This window comes from Actinomadura syzygii (genome assembly GCF_008085905.1).
Classification (GTDB): Bacteria; Actinomycetota; Actinomycetes; order Streptosporangiales; family Streptosporangiaceae; genus Spirillospora; species Spirillospora syzygii.
Genome location: NZ_VSFF01000017.1, coordinates 135,547 through 152,707 on the forward strand (window position 1 = coordinate 135,547; position 17,161 = coordinate 152,707).

Annotated in this window: 16 protein-coding genes; 15 read left to right on the top strand and 1 reads right to left on the bottom strand. The window is 74.0% G+C overall.

Going from position 1 to position 17,161, the window contains the following annotated elements; translation table 11 throughout:
• Positions 1–136: 136 nt before the first annotated feature.
• The 11 genes from FXF65_RS38930 to FXF65_RS38980 all read left to right on the top strand — a co-directional run bounded on the left by FXF65_RS38930 (position 137) and on the right by FXF65_RS38980 (position 11,283).
• Positions 137–508, top strand: a complete 372-nt coding sequence (locus tag FXF65_RS38930; protein ID WP_148355404.1) for a YciI family protein — start codon at positions 137–139, stop codon at positions 506–508.
• Positions 505–1,716: an RNA polymerase sigma factor gene (locus FXF65_RS38935; protein WP_148355406.1), complete on the top strand. Its 1,212-nt coding sequence runs from the start codon at positions 505–507 to the stop codon at positions 1,714–1,716. Before FXF65_RS38930 ends, FXF65_RS38935 begins: the two co-directional genes overlap by 4 nt.
• Before the next feature lie 90 nt (positions 1,717–1,806).
• A complete protein-coding gene (locus FXF65_RS38940) occupies positions 1,807–3,117 on the top strand; it encodes a sensor histidine kinase (protein ID WP_148355408.1) in 1,311 nt (436 codons plus the stop codon).
• Positions 3,114–3,779, top strand: coding sequence for a response regulator (locus FXF65_RS38945; RefSeq protein WP_148355410.1), 666 nt, complete (start codon positions 3,114–3,116; stop codon positions 3,777–3,779). The genes FXF65_RS38940 and FXF65_RS38945 overlap by 4 nt, the downstream gene beginning before the upstream one ends.
• Positions 3,780–3,939: 160 nt before the next feature.
• Entirely contained in the window at positions 3,940–4,890 is a 951-nt protein-coding gene (locus FXF65_RS38950; protein ID WP_148355412.1) for an alpha/beta hydrolase, read from the top strand.
• Positions 4,891–5,040: 150 nt separating this feature from the next.
• Positions 5,041–6,117, top strand: coding sequence for an alpha/beta hydrolase (locus FXF65_RS38955; RefSeq protein ID WP_222868977.1), 1,077 nt, complete (start codon positions 5,041–5,043; stop codon positions 6,115–6,117).
• Between the two features lie 114 nt (positions 6,118–6,231).
• Positions 6,232–7,341 (top strand): PucR family transcriptional regulator, encoded by a 1,110-nt coding sequence (locus FXF65_RS38960; RefSeq protein ID WP_378232902.1) that lies wholly within the window; start codon positions 6,232–6,234, stop codon positions 7,339–7,341.
• A 168-nt stretch (positions 7,342–7,509) separates the two neighbouring features.
• Positions 7,510–8,427, top strand: coding sequence for an ACP S-malonyltransferase (locus FXF65_RS38965; RefSeq protein WP_148355416.1), 918 nt, complete (start codon positions 7,510–7,512; stop codon positions 8,425–8,427).
• Between the two features lie 151 nt (positions 8,428–8,578).
• Complete coding sequence (locus FXF65_RS38970) at positions 8,579–9,544, top strand: beta-ketoacyl-ACP synthase III (RefSeq protein WP_148355418.1); 966 nt, start codon at positions 8,579–8,581, stop codon at positions 9,542–9,544.
• A 56-nt stretch (positions 9,545–9,600) separates the two neighbouring features.
• The gene (locus tag FXF65_RS38975) at positions 9,601–9,870 is read left to right on the top strand and encodes an acyl carrier protein (protein ID WP_148355420.1); all 270 of its coding nucleotides are present in this window, start codon (positions 9,601–9,603) and stop codon (positions 9,868–9,870) included.
• Positions 9,871–9,975: 105 nt separating this feature from the next.
• Entirely contained in the window at positions 9,976–11,283 is a 1,308-nt protein-coding gene (locus FXF65_RS38980; protein ID WP_148355422.1) for a beta-ketoacyl-[acyl-carrier-protein] synthase family protein, read from the top strand.
• 174 nt (positions 11,284–11,457) lie between these two features.
• Here FXF65_RS38980 and FXF65_RS38985 read toward each other — a convergent pair whose 3' ends face one another.
• A complete protein-coding gene (locus FXF65_RS38985; protein ID WP_148355424.1) occupies positions 11,458–11,952 on the bottom strand; it encodes a DUF3145 domain-containing protein in 495 nt (164 codons plus the stop codon).
• A 318-nt stretch (positions 11,953–12,270) separates the two neighbouring features.
• Between FXF65_RS38985 and FXF65_RS38990 the strand changes: the two genes are divergently transcribed.
• The 4 genes from FXF65_RS38990 to FXF65_RS39005 are packed head-to-tail and all read left to right on the top strand — an operon-like array spanning position 12,271 to position 17,138.
• Positions 12,271–13,506, top strand: coding sequence for a S8 family peptidase (locus FXF65_RS38990; RefSeq protein ID WP_148355426.1), 1,236 nt, complete (start codon positions 12,271–12,273; stop codon positions 13,504–13,506).
• A gap of 52 nt (positions 13,507–13,558) precedes the next feature.
• A complete protein-coding gene (locus tag FXF65_RS38995) occupies positions 13,559–14,086 on the top strand; it encodes an RNA polymerase sigma factor (RefSeq protein WP_148355428.1) in 528 nt (175 codons plus the stop codon).
• Entirely contained in the window at positions 14,083–14,538 is a 456-nt protein-coding gene (locus tag FXF65_RS39000) for a hypothetical protein (RefSeq protein ID WP_148355429.1), read from the top strand. Before FXF65_RS38995 ends, FXF65_RS39000 begins: the two co-directional genes overlap by 4 nt.
• Entirely contained in the window at positions 14,535–17,138 is a 2,604-nt protein-coding gene (locus FXF65_RS39005) for a CHAT domain-containing protein (protein WP_246199390.1), read from the top strand. Before FXF65_RS39000 ends, FXF65_RS39005 begins: the two co-directional genes overlap by 4 nt.
• The last annotated feature ends 23 nt before the right edge of the window (positions 17,139–17,161 follow it).

Consider the following 17,161-nt stretch of genomic DNA (forward strand, 5'->3'; position numbering starts at 1 on the left):
CGGGGAGAATCCATCCGAAATTCTTGGCGGGGGACGTCAAGGCGGCGGCGGTGGCTCCGACCAACGGTCGACGGGGCCCAGCCGGGACCCGCGGAACGGGGCCCAGCCGGGGCCGCGAGACCACGAGGGGTACGAGATGAAGTTCCTGATCAGCATGCACATCAACCCGGCCGTGCTGGACGCGCTGACCGACGCGGAGCGGGCGGCGATCGGCGAGGGCCACGGCCGGTTCATCGAGGAGCTGAAGGCGTCCGGGGAGCTGATCACCACGCAGGCGCTCGCCGACCCGTCCCAGGCCGCCGTGGTGTCCGTGCGGGGCGGCCAGCCGGTGGTGACCGACGGCCCCTTCCTGGAGGCCAAGGAGTACCTGGGCGGTTTCTACCTGGTCGACTGCGAGGACAAGCAGCGCGCGATCGAACTCGCGGCGCAGATCCCGGACGCCGCGATCGAGGGTCTGGGGATCGAGGTGCGGCAGGTCATGTTCGCTGACGGACAATTGGAGGCATGACCAGCCCAGGCGACGAGGACCTGCTGCGTGAGCTCACGCCGCAGGTCCTCGGCACGTTGGTACGCCGGTACGGCCGCTTCGAGGGGTGCGAGGACGCCGTGCAGGAGGCCGTCCTCGCCGCCAGCGTGCAGTGGCCGGACGAGGGAGTGCCGGACAATCCGCGCGGCTGGCTCGTGACCGTCGCGTCCCGGCGGCTCGTCGACCAGATGCGCAGCGACCACGCGCGCCGCGAGCGGGAGTCGGCGACTGCCACCGAGGTCGTACCCGAGGACGTGCCGGACACCGACGACACGCTGCTCCTGCTGTTCCTGTGCTGCCATCCGACGCTCACCGCGGCGTCCCAGACCGCGCTGACGCTGCGGGCGGTCGGCGGTCTGACCACCGCCGAGATCGCCCGCGCGTTCCTGGTGCCGGAGGCCACGATGGCGGCCCGGATCAGCCGGGCCAAGCAGCGGATCAAGGCCGCGGGCAGCTCGTTCGCCCTGCCCGAGGGCGCGGAGCGGGAGGAGCGGCTCCGGGTCGTCCTGCACGTGCTCTACCTGATCTTCAACGAGGGGTACACCGCGTCCTCGGGCAGCGAGCTGCACCGGGCCGACCTCGCGCGCGAGGCGATCCGGCTGGCCAGGATGGTCCACGCGCAACTCCCCGAGGACGCCGAGGTCACCGGCCTGCTCGCGCTCATGCTGCTGACCCACGCCCGCCGGGACGCCCGTACGACGGCTACCGGAGACCTCATACCGCTGGACGAGCAGGACCGCGCGAAGTGGGACCGCGGGCTGATCGACGAGGGCACCGAGCTGATCAAGACGTCGCTGGCGGGCCCGGCGCTCGGGCCGTACCAGTTGCAGGCCGCCATCGCCGCCACGCACGCCGACGCGGCCACGGCCGGGGAGACCAACTGGGCGCAGGTGCACGCCCTCTACCTGATCCTGGAACGGATCGCGCCCAACCCGATGGTCACCCTCAACCGGGCGATCGCGCTCGCCGAGACGGAGGGGCCGCAGGCCGGGCTGACCCTGCTGTCCACGCTGGACGACGACGCGAGGATGGCCGGGCATCACCGGCTGCCGGCCGTGCGGGCGCATCTGCTGGAGAAGACCGGCGACACGGCCGGGGCGTACGAGCACTACCGGCTCGCCGCCAAGGCCACCGCCAGCATCGCCGAGCGGCGCTACCTGGAGTCGCGGGCCGCTCGGCTGAAAATGTGAGCGGCCGGTCTTCGTAACCGTCAGGTATGACGGGACGTGTCCTACCACGGTGTCATCCGGATGACGGCGGACGTTCTCTAGCCTGGGCTCATGGCCGCCGAGACCAACGTCCCGCGGCATGTCCCGCGGTACGTCCTGCGGGACGTGCTGCTGGCCGCGGCGGTCACCGGACGGGCCGATCCCGCGCCCCTCGACCGGCCCTGGCCCCGGCCGTTGCGCTGGACGCGGCACGTCGGCGTCGGGCGGCTGCCGTTCGGCTACGTGGTCAACATGCTCGGCATGGCCCTGACCGTCGTCATGGTGGGCAGCACGGTCGCGCTGCTGTCGGACGAGGCTGTCGAGCGGGGCGTCCTGCTGTCCGGCGCGACGAAGCTGTTCATCGCGGTGGCGGTGGCCGCGCCGCTCGCGCTGCGCGACCGCTGGCCGCTCGGCGCGTGGCGGTGGAGCTTCGCGGCGACGGCGCTGGTCGACCTCGGCGACTGGGTGGGCATGCCGTACGTCCCGGCGGGCGCGATCGCCGGGGTCGCCGCGCTCTACACGGTCGCGGCCCGCTGCCCGCGCGACGTCACGCTGGGCGTCGCGCTGCTGTCGCTCGGCGGCGTGTGGATCAAGGACGCCGAGACCGCGCCGAACGCGATGGTGCTGCTCCTGCTGCCGCTGGCGGTGGGCGCGGCCGTCCGGCTCCGGCAGACGTCCCGGCGCCAGCTCGCCGAGCGGGAGCGGCAGCTCGCCGAGCAGGAGCGGCGGCACCAGGACGCCGAGGCCGTGCTCACCGAGCGGCAGCGGATCGCGCGGGAGCTGCACGACGTCGTCGCCCACCACATGTCCATGATCGCGATCCAGGCGGAGGCCGCGCCCTACAAGGTCGAGTCGCTGCCCGACGAGACCCGCGGCGACCTCGCCGAGATCCGCGCGACGGCGCTCGACGCGCTGACCGAGCTGCGCCGCGTCCTCGGCGTCCTGCGCGGCGAGGACGGCGCCGAGACCGCCCCGCAGCCCGGCCTCGACCGGCTGGGCGAGCTGGTCGGCAACGCGCGGGCCGCCGGGCTGTCGGTGGAGACGCGCGTGGAGGGCGACCTCGCCGGGCTCCCGCCGGGCGTCGGGCTCACCGCGTTCCGGATCTTGCAGGAGGCGCTGAGCAACGCGATGCGGCACGCGCCCGGTTCGCACGTGCAGGTCGAGGTGACCCACGACGACGGCGTAGTGTGGCTCGGCGTCGTCAACGGGCCGCCCGGCGACGGCCAGTCCCCCGATCCGGGCATCCGGGGCGGCGGGCACGGCCTCGTCGGGATGCGGGAGCGGGCCGCCGCGCTCGGCGGCGCCCTGACCGCGCGGCACGCCCCCGAGGGAGGATTCGCCGTGACCGCCAACCTGCCCGTGCTGGCGCGGGACGCCACGTGACCGTGCGGGTCGTGATCGCCGACGACCAGGGGATGGTGCGCAGCGGGTTCGGCGTGCTGCTGAACGCCCAGCCCGACATCGAGGTCGTCGGCGAGGCCGTGAACGGCGAGGAGGGCGTGCGGCAGGTCGCGGCACTGCGTCCCGACGTGGTGCTGATGGACGTCCGCATGCCCGTGATGGACGGCCTGGAGGCGACCCGCCGGATCCTCGCCGACGCGGCCGAGGACGCGCCGAAGATCCTCATGCTCACCACCTTCGACCTGGACGACTACGTCTACGCCGCCCTGCGCGCCGGGGCCAGCGGCTTCCTGTTGAAGGACGCGTCCGCGACCGAACTGGCCGACGCGGTGCGGGTCGTCGCGGCGGGCGACGCGCTGCTGTCCCCGTCGATCACCCGGCGGCTGATCGCGGAGTTCTCCCGGCTCGGCGGCCCGCGCGCGCCGACCCCCGCGCGGGTGGACGAGCTGACCGGACGGGAGACCGAGGTCCTGGCGCTGGTCGCGCGGGGGCTGTCCAACGGAGAGATCGCCGAACGGCTCGTCGTCGCCGAGCAGACCGTTAAGACCCATTTCGGACGGATCCTGATGAAGCTCGAACTCCGGGACCGTCCGCAGGCGATCGTCTACGCCTACGAGATCGGCCTGGTCAGGCCCGGCGACTGATACCCCGGAGCGACGGCGTCGGCGGGCGGGCCATACCGAGGTGGCACCGGTGCTACCGGAGTCGCACCTCGAAAGACCACTCCGCCGGTTGATCCGCGATCGGGGGCCGGATTTCTAGCGTCCTACTCAGTGCTTCGACTCACCGAGAAGGACGGCCCGGATGCCCAGGATCCGCACGGTCGCGGCGGTGCTGTCGGTCTTGGCGGCGACCGGCTCCACCACCGCCGCGACCGCCCGCGCCGAGCTGTACGGCGCGCCCGCACCACCGCCCGAACTGACGGCGGCGACATTGGACGCCCGCTACCAGGCCACCGACCGGGAGATCGACCGCGCGCTGGCGACCGCCCGACGCGCCCATGACAAGACCAAGCTGCGGGTCCTGGCCACGTTCCTCTCGAACGGCCGCCGATTCCTGTCGTTCGACGCGCGCGGCGACGGGCAGGCCGTCGAGGTCCTCGGCGACCTGCGGCACGCCGACCGGGTCGCCGTCGTCGTGCCCGGCGCCGACAACTCCCTGGCCGACTACGACTCCCCCAAGTTCGTCGGCGGCGGCAGTCGCGCGCTCTACCGGCAGCTCCGCGCGGACGCTCCCAGCGCGCACGTGGCGGTGATCGCCTGGCTCGGCTACGACTCGCCGTCCACGCGGAGCACGGCCGTCCTGACCACCGGACGCGCCGAGTCCGGCGCCCGCGCCCTCCGCGAACTCTTAACGGACGTGCACCGCGTCAACGACCACACCCGGTTCGCGCTCCTCTGCCACAGCTACGGCTCGGTGGTCTGCGCCAAGGCCGCTCCACTTCTCGCACCCCTGCCGGTGGACGACATCGCGTTGTTCGGCAGCCCCGGCACCACGGCACGCCACGCCGCCGACCTCGGGACGTCCGCGCACGTCTGGGCGGGCCGCGCCAAGGGCGACTGGATGCGCTACGTACCGAACGTCCGCGTCGCCGGGCTCGGCTTCGGCCCCGACCCGGTCTCGTCCGGCTTCGGCGCCCTCCCCTTCGACGCGGGCACCGGCCCCCACAGCGGCTACCTGGCCCCCGGCTCCCGCGCCCTCCGCAACCTGTCCCTGATAGCCCTGGGCCGCCCCGAAGAAGTAACCCATGCCTGACCAACCCCCTTGGGCGACCCACACCACCCAGCGCGGACGGCTTGCCTGGAGGGTTGTTGGCGTCGTCGCGGTCGGCGTGCTGTACGCCGTGACGCACGGGTTCAGGAGGCTTGCGGCCGCCGGACGATCTCTGATGGTAGAAAGGCGGGGATGCCGCCACGCACGCCGACACCGCCGCGTCCTCGGCGGCTCCGCAGAGCCCTGGCCTGCGCCGTTTCCATCGCGGTGGTCATGCTCACCACCGCGGGCACCGGCCACGCCGAGCCCTACGCCCCGCCCGCCGCCGTCCCCGCGATGGCGCCCTCGACCCTGGACGCCCGGTACGCCGCCGAGCGCCACGCCATCGAGAACGCCCTGGCCACGGCGCGCGACGTCGGCGACGCCGATCGGGTTCGGGCCTTCGGCGCGTTCCTCCGTCCGGAACGCCGCTTCCTCTACTTCGACCCACGCGGCAACGGACGGGCCATCGAGGTCATCGGCGACATCGCCAGCGCGCGACGGGTGGTGGTCCTCGTCCCCGGCGCCGACACCACGCTCACCGCCTTCGACACCCGAGGCGCCAAGCCGTGGTCAACCCCGAGCGGCGGCGCCCACACCATCTACACCCAAGCCCTCCACACCCACCCCGCCGCCACCCAAACGCCCCGCGGGCAGACCCCTCAGCGGTGGGGCAGGGTGCAGGCGGGGCGGGAGTCGGTGGGGGTGGCTGTGGTGGCTTGGTTGGGGTATGCGGCGCCTCGGACGTTCAGTCGGGACGTCATCACTGATGAGCGCGCCGGTGAGGGTGCCGTGCGGTTGCGGCGGTTCTTGTGGGACGTCCACCGGGTCAACCCGTCCTCGCGTGTCGGGTTGCTCTGCCACAGTTACGGGTCGGTGCTCTGCGGTCGGGCCGCGAAGGACGGTCCCGAAGACGCGGCGTGGCGACAGGTCACCGACATCGCTCTTTATGGCAGTCCGGGCACCACGGCGTGGTCCGCCGCCCAACTCGGCCGGGGCCGTGCGCGGATCTGGTCCGGGCGTGGCGCGACCGACTGGATGGAAGACGTTCCGCACGTCCGCTTCCTGGGCCTCGGGTTGGGGCCCGACCCCGTGTCGCGCTCGTTCGGCGCGCGGGTCTTCGACGCCGGGAACGGCGGGCACAGCGACTATCTCGCGCCGGGCTCCGCGTCCCTCCGCAACCTCACCGCGATCGCACTCGGACACCCCGCCGGGGTCACCTCCGGCTGACTCCGAAGCGCGCTTCGGGCCGGTCCACGTCGTCGGGGGTGGCACCCTGGGGTGGTGGACACCGCGAACGATGCCGAAATCCGCGAGCAGACGACCCGGCGCCTGGAGAAGGCGATGGGGACGTTCGGCACCGCGGCCCTCACCCGCATGGAGGAACAACTCCCCTGGTTCCGGCGGATGCCCGCCGACCAGCGGTCCTGGATCGGGCTCGTCGCCCAGGCCGGCATCGCCGCGTTCGTCGAGTGGTTCAAGAACAACGAGCGGACCCGTCCGGCCATCGCCGGTGAGGTGTTCGGCACCGCGCCCCGCGAGCTGCTGCGCGCCATCAAGCTCCAGCACACCATCGACATGGTCCGCGTCATCATCGACGTGGTCGAGACCCGGCTGGACGAGCTGGCCGCGCCCGGCGGGGAGGCCCAGCTCCGCGAGGCCATCCTGCGCTACACGCGCGACGTGGCGTTCGGCGCCGCGCAGGTGTACGCGCGCGCCGCCGAGACGCGCGCCGCCTGGGACGCGCGGCTGGAGGCCCTCGTCGTCAACGCCGTCCTGCAGGGGGAGGTCGACGACGGCATGCACTCGTGGGCGGCCGCGCTCGGCTGGACGTCCAAGCCCGTCACCGTCATCGCCGGGTTCACCCCCGAGGACGAAGAACCCGAGGTCACCATCGACCAGATGCAGCTCGCCGCCCGCCGCGCGCGGGCCGACGTGCTGGCGGGCGTCCAGGGGCATCGGGTGATCGTCATCGTCGGCGGCGACACCGACCCGATGGACGCGGCCCGTCCGATCGCCGCCAAGTGCGGTCCCGGCCCGGTCGTCGTCGGACCGCGGGTCCCGGACCTCTACGACTCGACGCTGTCCGCGCAGGCCGCCGTCGCCGGGCTCCGCGCCGCGGCCGGGTGGCCGGACGCGCCGCGTCCCGTCCAGGCGACCGAGCTGCTTCCCGAACGCGCGCTCGACGGCGACGACGAGGCGCGCCGCTACCTGGTCGACAGCGTCTACAACCCGATGCTCGCCGCGGGCGCACCCCTGCTCGACACGCTCACCACCTACCTCGAACAGGGCTCGTCGCTGGAGGCCACAGCGCGGTTGCTGTTCGTCCACCCGAACACGGTGCGGTACCGGCTCCGGCGCGTCACCGAACTGACCGGCCTCGCCCCCACCGACGGACGCAACGCCTTCACCCTGCGCATCGCGCTGGTTCTGGGTCGCTTCCAATCCCGCTGACCCAGCCGAGGGGCGGCTCGCTGAGACGCATGTCACGAGTCTTCTTGCTGCATGGCTAGGGGGTCGTCCCCTAGGTGACCAGGGTTGTAGGGGTCGTACAAAGGGCCCTGGGCAAACTTGTGCCGTCAGGCATCGTGATGGGAGGGGCGTTGGCGGCAGGCTGGTCGAGTGATCCTCCTCGCATCGCCCGGCCAGGGCGCCCAGACCCCCGGCTTCTTGCAGCCATGGCTAGAGATACCCGGCGTCGCCGATCGCCTGGCCTGGTGGTCCGCGGTGACGGGGCTCGACCTGGTGCGCTACGGGACGGTCGCGGACGCCGAGGAGATCCGTGACACCGCCGTCGCACAGCCGCTGCTCGTCGCCGCCGCGCTGGCCGCCTACAACGTCCTGTACGAGGACGGCGCCGTCCCCGGCGCGGTGGCCGGGCACAGCGTCGGAGAGCTCGCCGCGGCGTCGATCGCCGGAGTGCTGAGCCCCGAGACGGCGCTGGTGCTCGTCCGGGAGCGGGGACGCGCGATGGCCGAGGCCGCCGCCGTCACCGAGACCGGGATGACCGCCGTGCTCGGCGGCGAGCCCGCCGAGGTCCTCGCCTCGATCGACAAGCACGGGCTCACCCCCGCGAACGTGAACGGCGCGGGGCAGGTCGTCGCCGCCGGGACGCTGGAGCAGCTCGCCCGGTTCGCCGACGAGCCGCCCGCGAAGGCCCGGCTCCGCCCGCTGTCGGTGGCCGGGGCGTTCCACACCGAGCACATGGCGCCCGCCGTCGACGCGCTCGGCCGCGTCGCGTCGGGGGCGCCCGTCGCCGACCCGCGGACGCGGCTGCTGCAGAACCGCGACGGCGCGGTCGTCGCGTCCGGCCCCGACTTCGTGGACCGGCTCGTCGGCCAGGTCAGCGCGCCCGTCCGCTGGGACATGTGCATGGAGACCATGACCGAGCTGGGCGTCACCGGCATCATCGAGCTGCCGCCCGCGGGCACCCTCACCGGCCTCGCCCGCCGCCAACTGAAGGGCATCGAACTGGTAGCCCTGAAGTCCCCCGCAGACCTCGACAAAGCACGCGAGCTGATCGAGGCGGAGGCGGCATGACCGGAGCGAAGCGAGGATCATGCCGCCGACCCTCCGGGGGCCTGGGGGTCGCCTCCCCAGAAAGGCAGAGCGGCATGACCGGAGCGAAGCGAGGATCATGCCGCCGACCCCTCGGGGGTCTGGGGGTCGTCCCTCAGAAAGGAAGTGCGGCATGAGCGGGCTTCGTATTCCTGAGGTGGCGCCGGGGGCTCGGATTCTGGCGTTCGGCGACTATCGTCCGGCGCGCATCGTCACCAACGACGACCTCGCCAAGACCGTCGAGACCGACGACGCCTGGATTCGCAGCCGGGTCGGCATCGCGGAGCGGCGCATCGCGGGCGACGACGAAGGCATCGTCGAACTCGGCGCGCACGCGGGCGGCAAGGCGCTCGCGGGCAGCGGGCTCGCCCCGTCCGACATCGACCTCGTGATCCTCGCCACCTGCTCGGCGGAGTCGCCGATGCCGGGGCACGCCGCGCAGATCGCGCACCGGCTCGGCATCGACGCGCCCGGCGCGTTCGACATCAACGCCGCGTGCGCCGGGTTCTGCTACGCGCTCGGCACCGCCAGCGCCGCCGTCCGCGCCGGGAGCGCCCGCAACGTGCTGGTGATCGGCTCGGAGAAGATGTCCCAGTGGATCGACTGGACGGACCGCTCCACCTGCATCATCTTCGCGGACGGCGCGGGCGCCGCGGTCGTCACCGCCAGCGAGACGCCGGGCATCGGCCCGGTCGTGTGGGGCAGCGCCGGCGACAAGTACGACAAGATCATCATCGATGACCGGCACTCGTTCATCCGGCAGGAGGGGCAGGCGGTGTTCCGCTGGGCGACCACCGCCATCGCCCCCGTCGCGGTCGAGGCGTGCGAGCGCGCCGGGATCAGCCCGGCCGACCTCGCCGCGATCGTCCCGCACCAGGCCAATCTCCGGATCATCGAGGCCATCGCCCGCAAGGTGAAGGCCGACAACGCCGTCGTGGCCGACGACATCGTCCACTCCGGCAACACGTCGGGAGCCTCCATCCCGCTCGCCCTGTCCCGCATGATCGAACGCGGCGACGTGCCGTCCGGCGCCCCGGCCCTGCTGGTCGGGTTCGGCGCCGGGCTGTCCTACGCTGCCCAAGTCATCCAGATCCCGTAGGCCGTCACACCTGCTCGCAGGCTCTGGACCAACCCACCGAAGGAGAAACGCAGACCATGGCAGAAGTCGCCACCGAACAGCAGATCCTGGCCGGCCTCGCCGAGATCATCGACGACATCGTCGGCATCGACAAGTCCGAGGTGACCCCGGAGAAGAACTTCATCGACGACCTGGACATCGACTCGCTGTCGATGGTCGAGATCGCGGTGGCCGCGCAGGACCAGTTCGGCGTCGAGATCCCCGACGACGAGCTGCGCAACCTGAAGACGGTGAAGGACGTCATCGACTTCGTCCAGAACCTGCAGCAGGCCCCGGTCAAGAGCTAGCACGCGGGGACGGCACGCGCCGGCCCGCGGGACCCGCCACGGCGGCGGCCCGCGGGCCGTCCGGGTAGCTGCGACCGCCCCTCACAGCCCGCAAGGAGCATCCACATGAGCAAGAGCCAGACCAGAGTCGTCGTGACGGGTCTCGGTGCAACGACCCCACTCGGTGGAGACCTGCCGTCGACCTGGTCCGCCCTGCTCGCCGGAGAGTCCGGGATCCGCACACTGGAGTGGGAGGGCGTCGAGGGCCTGCCGGTCCGGTTCGCCGCGACGCTGAAGGTGCCGCCGGACGAGGTGATGCCGCGCCAGTCGCTGCGCCGGCTCGACCGCAACCAGGCGATCGCGCTGATCGCCGCCCGCGAGGCGTGGGCGGACGCCGGGTTCGCCCCGTCCCCCGGCGGCAAGCCGCAGAAGGGCATGGAGAAGGCCGGCGTCGAGGGCGGGTTCGTCGTCGACCTCGACCGGGTCGGCGTCGTGCTGTCCAGCGGCATCGGCGGCCTGCACACGGCCCTGAACAGCTACGACGTGTACCGGGAGAAGGGCTGGTCGCGGGTCTCGCCGTTCACCGTCCCGATGCTGATGCCGAACGGCGCGTCCGGGCACGTCGGCATCGAGTTCGGCGCGACGGCCGGGTCGCACGCCCTGGTCAGCGCGTGCGCGTCCAGCGGTGAGGCGGTCGGCTACGCGATCGACATGATCCGCGCGGGCCGCGCCGACGTGATCGTCTGCGGCGGCACCGAGGCGTGCATCCACCCGCTGCAGATGGCGTCCTTCGGGATCATGCGCGCGATGTCGACGCGCAACGAGGAGCCGTCGCGCGCGTCCCGGCCCTACGACAAGAACCGCGACGGGTTCGTCCTCGGCGAGGGCGCCGCGGTCATGATCCTTGAGTCGGAGGAGCACGCCCGGCGGCGCGGCGCGAAGATCAACGGGTACGCGTCCGGGGCCGGTTACTCCAACGACGCCTACGACATCGTCCTGCCGGACCCGAGCGGCCGCGGGCAGGCCAAGGCGATGCAGCGGGCCCTGGCCGACGCGGGGCTTGAGCCCGCCGACATCATCCACATCAACGCGCACGCCACCTCGACCCCTGCCGGGGACGTGGCGGAGCTCGCGTCCATCAAGGCGGGGCTCGGCGAGGACGTCGCCCGGAAGGCCGTCATCACCGCGACCAAGTCGATGACCGGGCACCTGCTCGGCGGCGCGGGCGCGCTGGAGTCGATCTTCACGATCCTGGCGCTGAAGGAGGGGCTCGTCCCGTTCGTGGCGAACCTGGAGGACCTCGACGACGAGGTCGACCTCGACATCGTCCGCGACGAGCCGCGCAAGCTCCCGGACGGCCCGGCGGCGGCACTCAACAACTCGTTCGGGTTCGGCGGCCACAACGTCTCGGTCGCCTTCGAACGCGCCATCTGAACGACCGCACGGCACGCCGAACGGCCCGGCGAGGGAAACCTCGCCGGGCCGTTTCGCGTGTTCCGGTGGCCGCGCCGGACGGCGGGCGCCCCGCGCCGGACGTTCGCCGGGCGGGGCGCGCGAGTCGCGGGACGGGCACGCTCCACCGGGCGGCGTCGGCGGACGCCCCGGTCGTCACACGGCGGCGTGCAGCCAGCGGACGGGCGCGCCGTCCCCGGCCCGCCGGAAGGGTTCGAGCTCGTTGTCCCACGGGGTGCCGAGGAGCCGCTCCAGCTCGTGCTCCAGGGTGATCTTGCCGACCGCGGCGTTCGCCATGACGGAGCGGAGCCGGTCCTCGGGGATCATGATGTCCCCGCTGGCCCCGATGACGCCGGTGAACACCCCGAGGGACGGGGTGAAGCTGAACCGGACGCCGTCGGTGCCCGGGGTGGGATCCTCGGTGGCCTCGAAGCGCACCAGCTTCCAGGTGCGCAGCGCGGAGGTGATGCCCGCGGCGGTGCCCGGCCTCCCCTCCCAATGCAGCTCGGCGCGCAGCGTTCCCGGTGCGGCCGCCTGATCGGTCCACTCAAGGGAAACGGGCACACCGAGAACACCTGCGGCGGCCCACTCGATGTGCGGGCTCAGCGCAGGCGGCGCGGAGTGGACGTAGAAAACGCCACGTGCGGTCACCGGACCTCCTGGATCTGTACCGAGGCTCGTCTTCCCCTACGGCCTCGTACGTCCCAAGTCGGCGTCCGCGTCCCTCATTGTGCATCATCGGCACGTGTCGCACCACCGTGAGTCCGTCGTTTGTTGAACGGTGGAGGACTGGATGCACAGGGTTCACGGGCCTCCACGACAGGTTAGGGCGTGCTGGGCCGCCGTGTGGGGAAAGCCGGGCAACCGGCGGGACCGGGTCCGGTCGTGGTCGCATGTCCGTTTTCGGTCACTCTTGGTCCCCTATTCGACACGATGAGTGCCGGAGCCGGGCGACGAGAGCGAGGACCGATGTTCGATCAGCAGGCGCGGCTGGAGCGGGTGCTGGCGCGGCACCGCGACGCGGTCGTGGTGGAGGCGCTGCCGGGGCGTCCGGCGCTGATCCGCGGGGACCAGATCCTGGTGGCCGGGCGGGACGCCGCCGCGGCCGAGTCGACGGTCCGGCGCTGGCACGACGGGCGGCAGGACGAGCACGGCGTGACGCGGTTGCGGCTGCGCCCGGCGGCGAAGGTGGACGTGTGCGAGCTCGCGGCCCGGCTGCGAGCGGACGGCGTGCGCACCGCCGCGACGGGCGCGGCGCCGCGGCGGCTGAGCGTGGCGCCGAACCACCTCGTCCTCGGGCAGCCGATGTGGTGGAGCGGTCCCGCGGACCGGCCGCGTCCCGCCGGGCCGGTGCCCGCGCCCCGGCCGGCGGCGCGGGCGCGCCGGGAGGTGACGGTCGCCGTCCTGGACACGGGCCTGTCGCCGCACCCCTGGTGGGAGGACGCGGACTGGTACCGCGAGCAGCGCGACGAGGTCGCGGAGGTCCTGGACGCCGACCTCGACTACGACCTGGACGCGCAGGCAGGGCACGGCACGTTCGTCGCGGGCGAGGTGCTCAGGCAGGCGCCGTCGGCGCGGCTGCTGGCCCGCCGGGTGATCGGCGGCGACGGGGTCGGCGACGAGCTCGACGTGATCCGGGCGCTGGCGTGGATCGCCGAGCGCGGCGGCGTGGACGTGGTGAACGTCTCGCTCGGCTGCCATACCTATGACGACCGTCCGTCCCCGGTGCTCGCGCGGGCGATCGCGGCGCTCGGCCGCCGGACGGTCGTCGTGGCGTGCGCCGGGAACGCGGCGACCGACCGTCCGTTCTGGCCGGCCGCGATGAAGCCCGTGGTCGCCGTGGCGGCGCTGGACGGCGCCGACCGGGCCTCGTTCTCCAACCACGGCTGGTGGGTGGACGCCTGCGCGCAGGGCGTGGACGTGACGGGCGCGTTCGTGCGGTTCGACGGGGCGCACCCGCCCGTCCGCGGCATCGACCCCGACCTGTTCCAGGGCTACGCGACGTGGAGTGGAACGTCGTTCGCCGCGCCCACTGTGGCAGGCCGGATCGCCGCCGTCGCCGCGACGGACGGGGTGTCTGCGGTCGAGGCGGCGGACCGCGTTCTCGCCCCGTCCGCACACCCGTCCCTCCCGGACCTCGGCGTGCTCGTCGGAACGGCGGAGGCCGACGCGTCTGAGATGGCCGGGGTCGTCCACGCGGAGTGAGGTGTCGATGTCGTAGGGTGAACCATGCGGGGGGCCTCGGGAGGAGACTTCGGTGGCCCAGAAGAACGACGGTACGGACGAGCTGGTGGTCCGGGCACGCAGCGGCGACGGCGCCGCGTGGGCCCGGCTCGTGGAGCGCCACAGCGGTCTGCTGTGGTCGATCGCCCGCTCGCACGGTTTGAACGACGCCGACTCCGGCGACGTGGTGCAGACCACCTGGCTGCGCCTCGTGGAGCGGATCGACGGGTTGCGCGACCCGGCCGCCACGGGGTGCTGGCTCGCCACGACCGCGCGGAACGAGAGCCTGCGGCTCGTCCGGCTGCGCGGCCGCGACCTGCCGCTCGTGCCCGCGCCGCGGGCGCCGGAGCCGGGCCCGGACCGGGTGGCGCTGAGCCGCGAGCGGCTCGGCCTGGTCGGCGCGGCGCTGGAGGCGCTGCCGCGCCGCTGCCGGACGCTGCTGCGGCTGTTCGCGGTCGCGTCCAGCCATGCCGAGCTCGCCGCCGCGCTCGGCATCCCCGTCGGCAGCGTCGGGCCGACCAGGGCCCGGTGCCTGGACGCGCTGCGGAGGCTCGTCCCGTGAACGACGACGAGCTGATGGCGGGCGTGCGGGGCGCGTTCGAGACGCTAGACCCGGTGCCGGACGAGGTCCTCGCGGCGGCACGCGCGGCGTTCGCGCTGCGCGTGCCGTCCGCCACGCTGGCGGAGCTGTCGCACGACCGGGCCGGGCAGACGGCGGCCGGGGTCCGCGGCACGGCGGGACGCGTCCTGACGTTCGCCTGCCCGGACGGGACGGTCGAGGTCGAGGTGGAGGTGGCGGCGCACGGCCGGGACCGCGAGCTGACCGGGCGGCTCGTGCCGCCGTCCGCGGCGCTGGTCCGGGTCCGGCACCTGGAGCTCCCGCCGGACGGGATCACGGCGCGCGCGGAGTCCGCCGGGCTGTTCTGCCTGCCGGGCGTGCCCGCCGGCCTGGCGAGCCTCGTGTTCCACCTGGACGACGGCACGTCGATCGTGACGAGTTGGGTCCGGCTGTGACGCGCTCCCGCACGGACCGAGCCCGCACAGATGACGTCCGCACAGACCACGCCCGCCCTGGCGGGGACGAGACGGACGGGGACGGGAGCGCCCTGCTCCGTCTCGCCGCCGCCGACCCGGCCGCCGCGCTCGCCCAGGCACGCGCCCTGCTCGACGACGGCCTCGACGACGACGACGACGGTGGTGGTGGTGTGGGCGTGTTGCGGGCGGCCGGGCTTGCCGCGAAGGAGCTGGGACTTCTTGAGGAGGGTCTCGCCTACCTCCGCCGAGCCCTCGCCGCGGCGGACGGCTACGCGGCGGCGCAGGTGCGGATGAGTCTCGTCGGGCTGCTCACCGCGGCCGGTGAGATCGGCGAGGCGCTGTCCCACGCGGACGCGGCGGTGCCCCACCTGCACGGCCCCGACGCGGACCGCCTCGCCGCCAACCGGGCCTGCGCCCTGGCACGGGCCGGACGCCTGGACGAGGCGCACGACGTCGCCGCGCGGGCGCTCCCCCGCCTCCGCGAGGGCGACGACCCGGTGACACTCAGCGGCCTCCTCGGCAACCTGGGGCTGGCCTGTGCGTTACGCGGCGACTTCGGTGAGGCGGAGGCCGCGTTGGACGAGGCGGTCGCGGTGGGCGAGGCCACCGGGCTGCGGCACCAGACGGCGATGTCCAAGGGGAACCTGGCGTACGTGTTGTCGCGGCGTGGGGACGTCCCGCGCGCGCTTCGCCTCTTCGCTGAGGCGGAAGCCCATCTATCCGGTGAACGTCTGGCGCAGTGCCAGTTCGACCAAGCGGAGACCCTCATATCGGTGGGTCTGCCAGGTGAGGCACGTCCTCTTCTCCACGCGGCCTTGGACGCCGCCACCGCGAACGGCTACAGGTGCGACATCGCGGACGGTTTCCTCCTCCTCGCCCACGCGGAACTGGCCGACGGCAACCCCGAACAGTGCACCGACGCCGCCGAACGCGCCCGCGCCGCGTTCGCCGAGCAGGAACGCGCCGGGTGGATGCTGCTCGCCGAGCACGTCCTGGTGAAGGCGCGGTGGGCGTCCGGCGAGCGGTCGGGCGTGCTGCTGCGCACGGCGGTCGCGACGGCGGACCGGCTGGAGAGCGGCGGGTGGGGCGACGCCGCCGACGAGGCCCGGATCGTCGCCGCGCGGGTCGCGCTGTCGCTGGGCCGTCCCGCCGGGCACCTGCTGTCCCGGGTCGGACGGTCGCGCGGGCCCGCGGCCGCCCAGATCGCCGCCTGGCACGCCGTCGCGCTCGAACGCTCCGCGCGGGCCGACCACGAGGGCGCGGTGGCCGCCGTCAGGGCCGGGCTCAGGGTGACGGAGCAGTACGCGGAGGCGCTCGACGCGCTCGACCTCCGCGCGCGGACGACCGGGCTCGTCACCGACCTGGCCGACCTCGGGCTCACGCTCGCCCGCTCGGCGGGGGAGCTGCTCACGGTCGAGGAGCGGCGCCGGGCGATCGCGCGGCCGGTCCGGGTGCGGCCGCCGCGGGATCCGGAGCGGGCGGCGGCGCTGGCCAGGCTCCGCGCGTTCAGCGTGGAGCGGATGGGCGACACGGCGCGCGGCGGCGCCGGGGCCCCGCTGCCCGCCGACATGGCGGCCTTGGAGGCGACGGTCCGGGCGCGGACGCGGCACCGCCCGTCCGGCGCGTCCGGCGGGCCCTCCCCCGGCTTCGCGGAGGTCGCCGCCGCGCTCGGCGACCGGGCGCTCGTCGAGCTGGTCGCGGTCGGCGGCGACCTGCACGCGGTGACCGTCGTCGCCGGTCAGGCCCACCGCCACCGGCTGGACGCGGTCGACCAGGCCGTCCGCGACACCGGCCTGCTGCGCTACGCCGTCCGGCGCCTCGCCGAGCGGGACGACCCGCGCGCCCTCGACGCCCTCACCGACACGGCCGGACGGCTCGACCGGCGGCTGCTCGCCCCGCTGGCGCGGGTCGTCGGCGACCGCGAGCTGGTCATCGCGCCGACGGGCACGCTGCACGGACTGCCCTGGGCGGCGCTGCCGTCGCTGGACGGACGGGCGTTCACGGTCGTGCCGTCCGCGTGCGCGTGGGCGCGCGCCCGCGAACCGTCGCGCGGCGGCGGGCGCACCGTCCTCGTGGCGGGTCCCGGGCTCCGGCACGCGCGGCGGGAGATCGACGCGCTGCGGCGGCTCCACCCGCACGCCAAAGTCCTGGACGGCCCGGACGCGCGTCCCGAGGCCGTCCGCGACGCCCTGGACGGCGCGGCCCTCGCGCACGTCGCCGCGCACGGCGAGTTCCGCGAGGGCAACGCCCTGTTCTCGCGGCTGCGGCTCGCGGGCGGTCCGCTGATGGTCCACGACCTGGACGAGCTGGCCGTCCCGCCGCGCGTCGTCGTGCTGTCCGCCTGCGACATCGGACGGGCCGACGGCGGCGACGCGGCGCTCGGCATGGCGGGCGTCCTGCTCGCGCTCGGCGCCGCGACCGTGGTCGCCAGCGTCGCGCCCGTCCGGGACGAGTCGACGCCGAGTTTCATGGCGGCCTTCCACACCCGCCTGTCCGCCGGAGACCCGCCGTCACGAGCCCTCGCCGCACTCCCCCGTCCCCCGGAGCTCGCCGGCTTCCTCTGCCTGGGCGCAGGCTGACCCCGCCCAGCCCCGACCGGTCA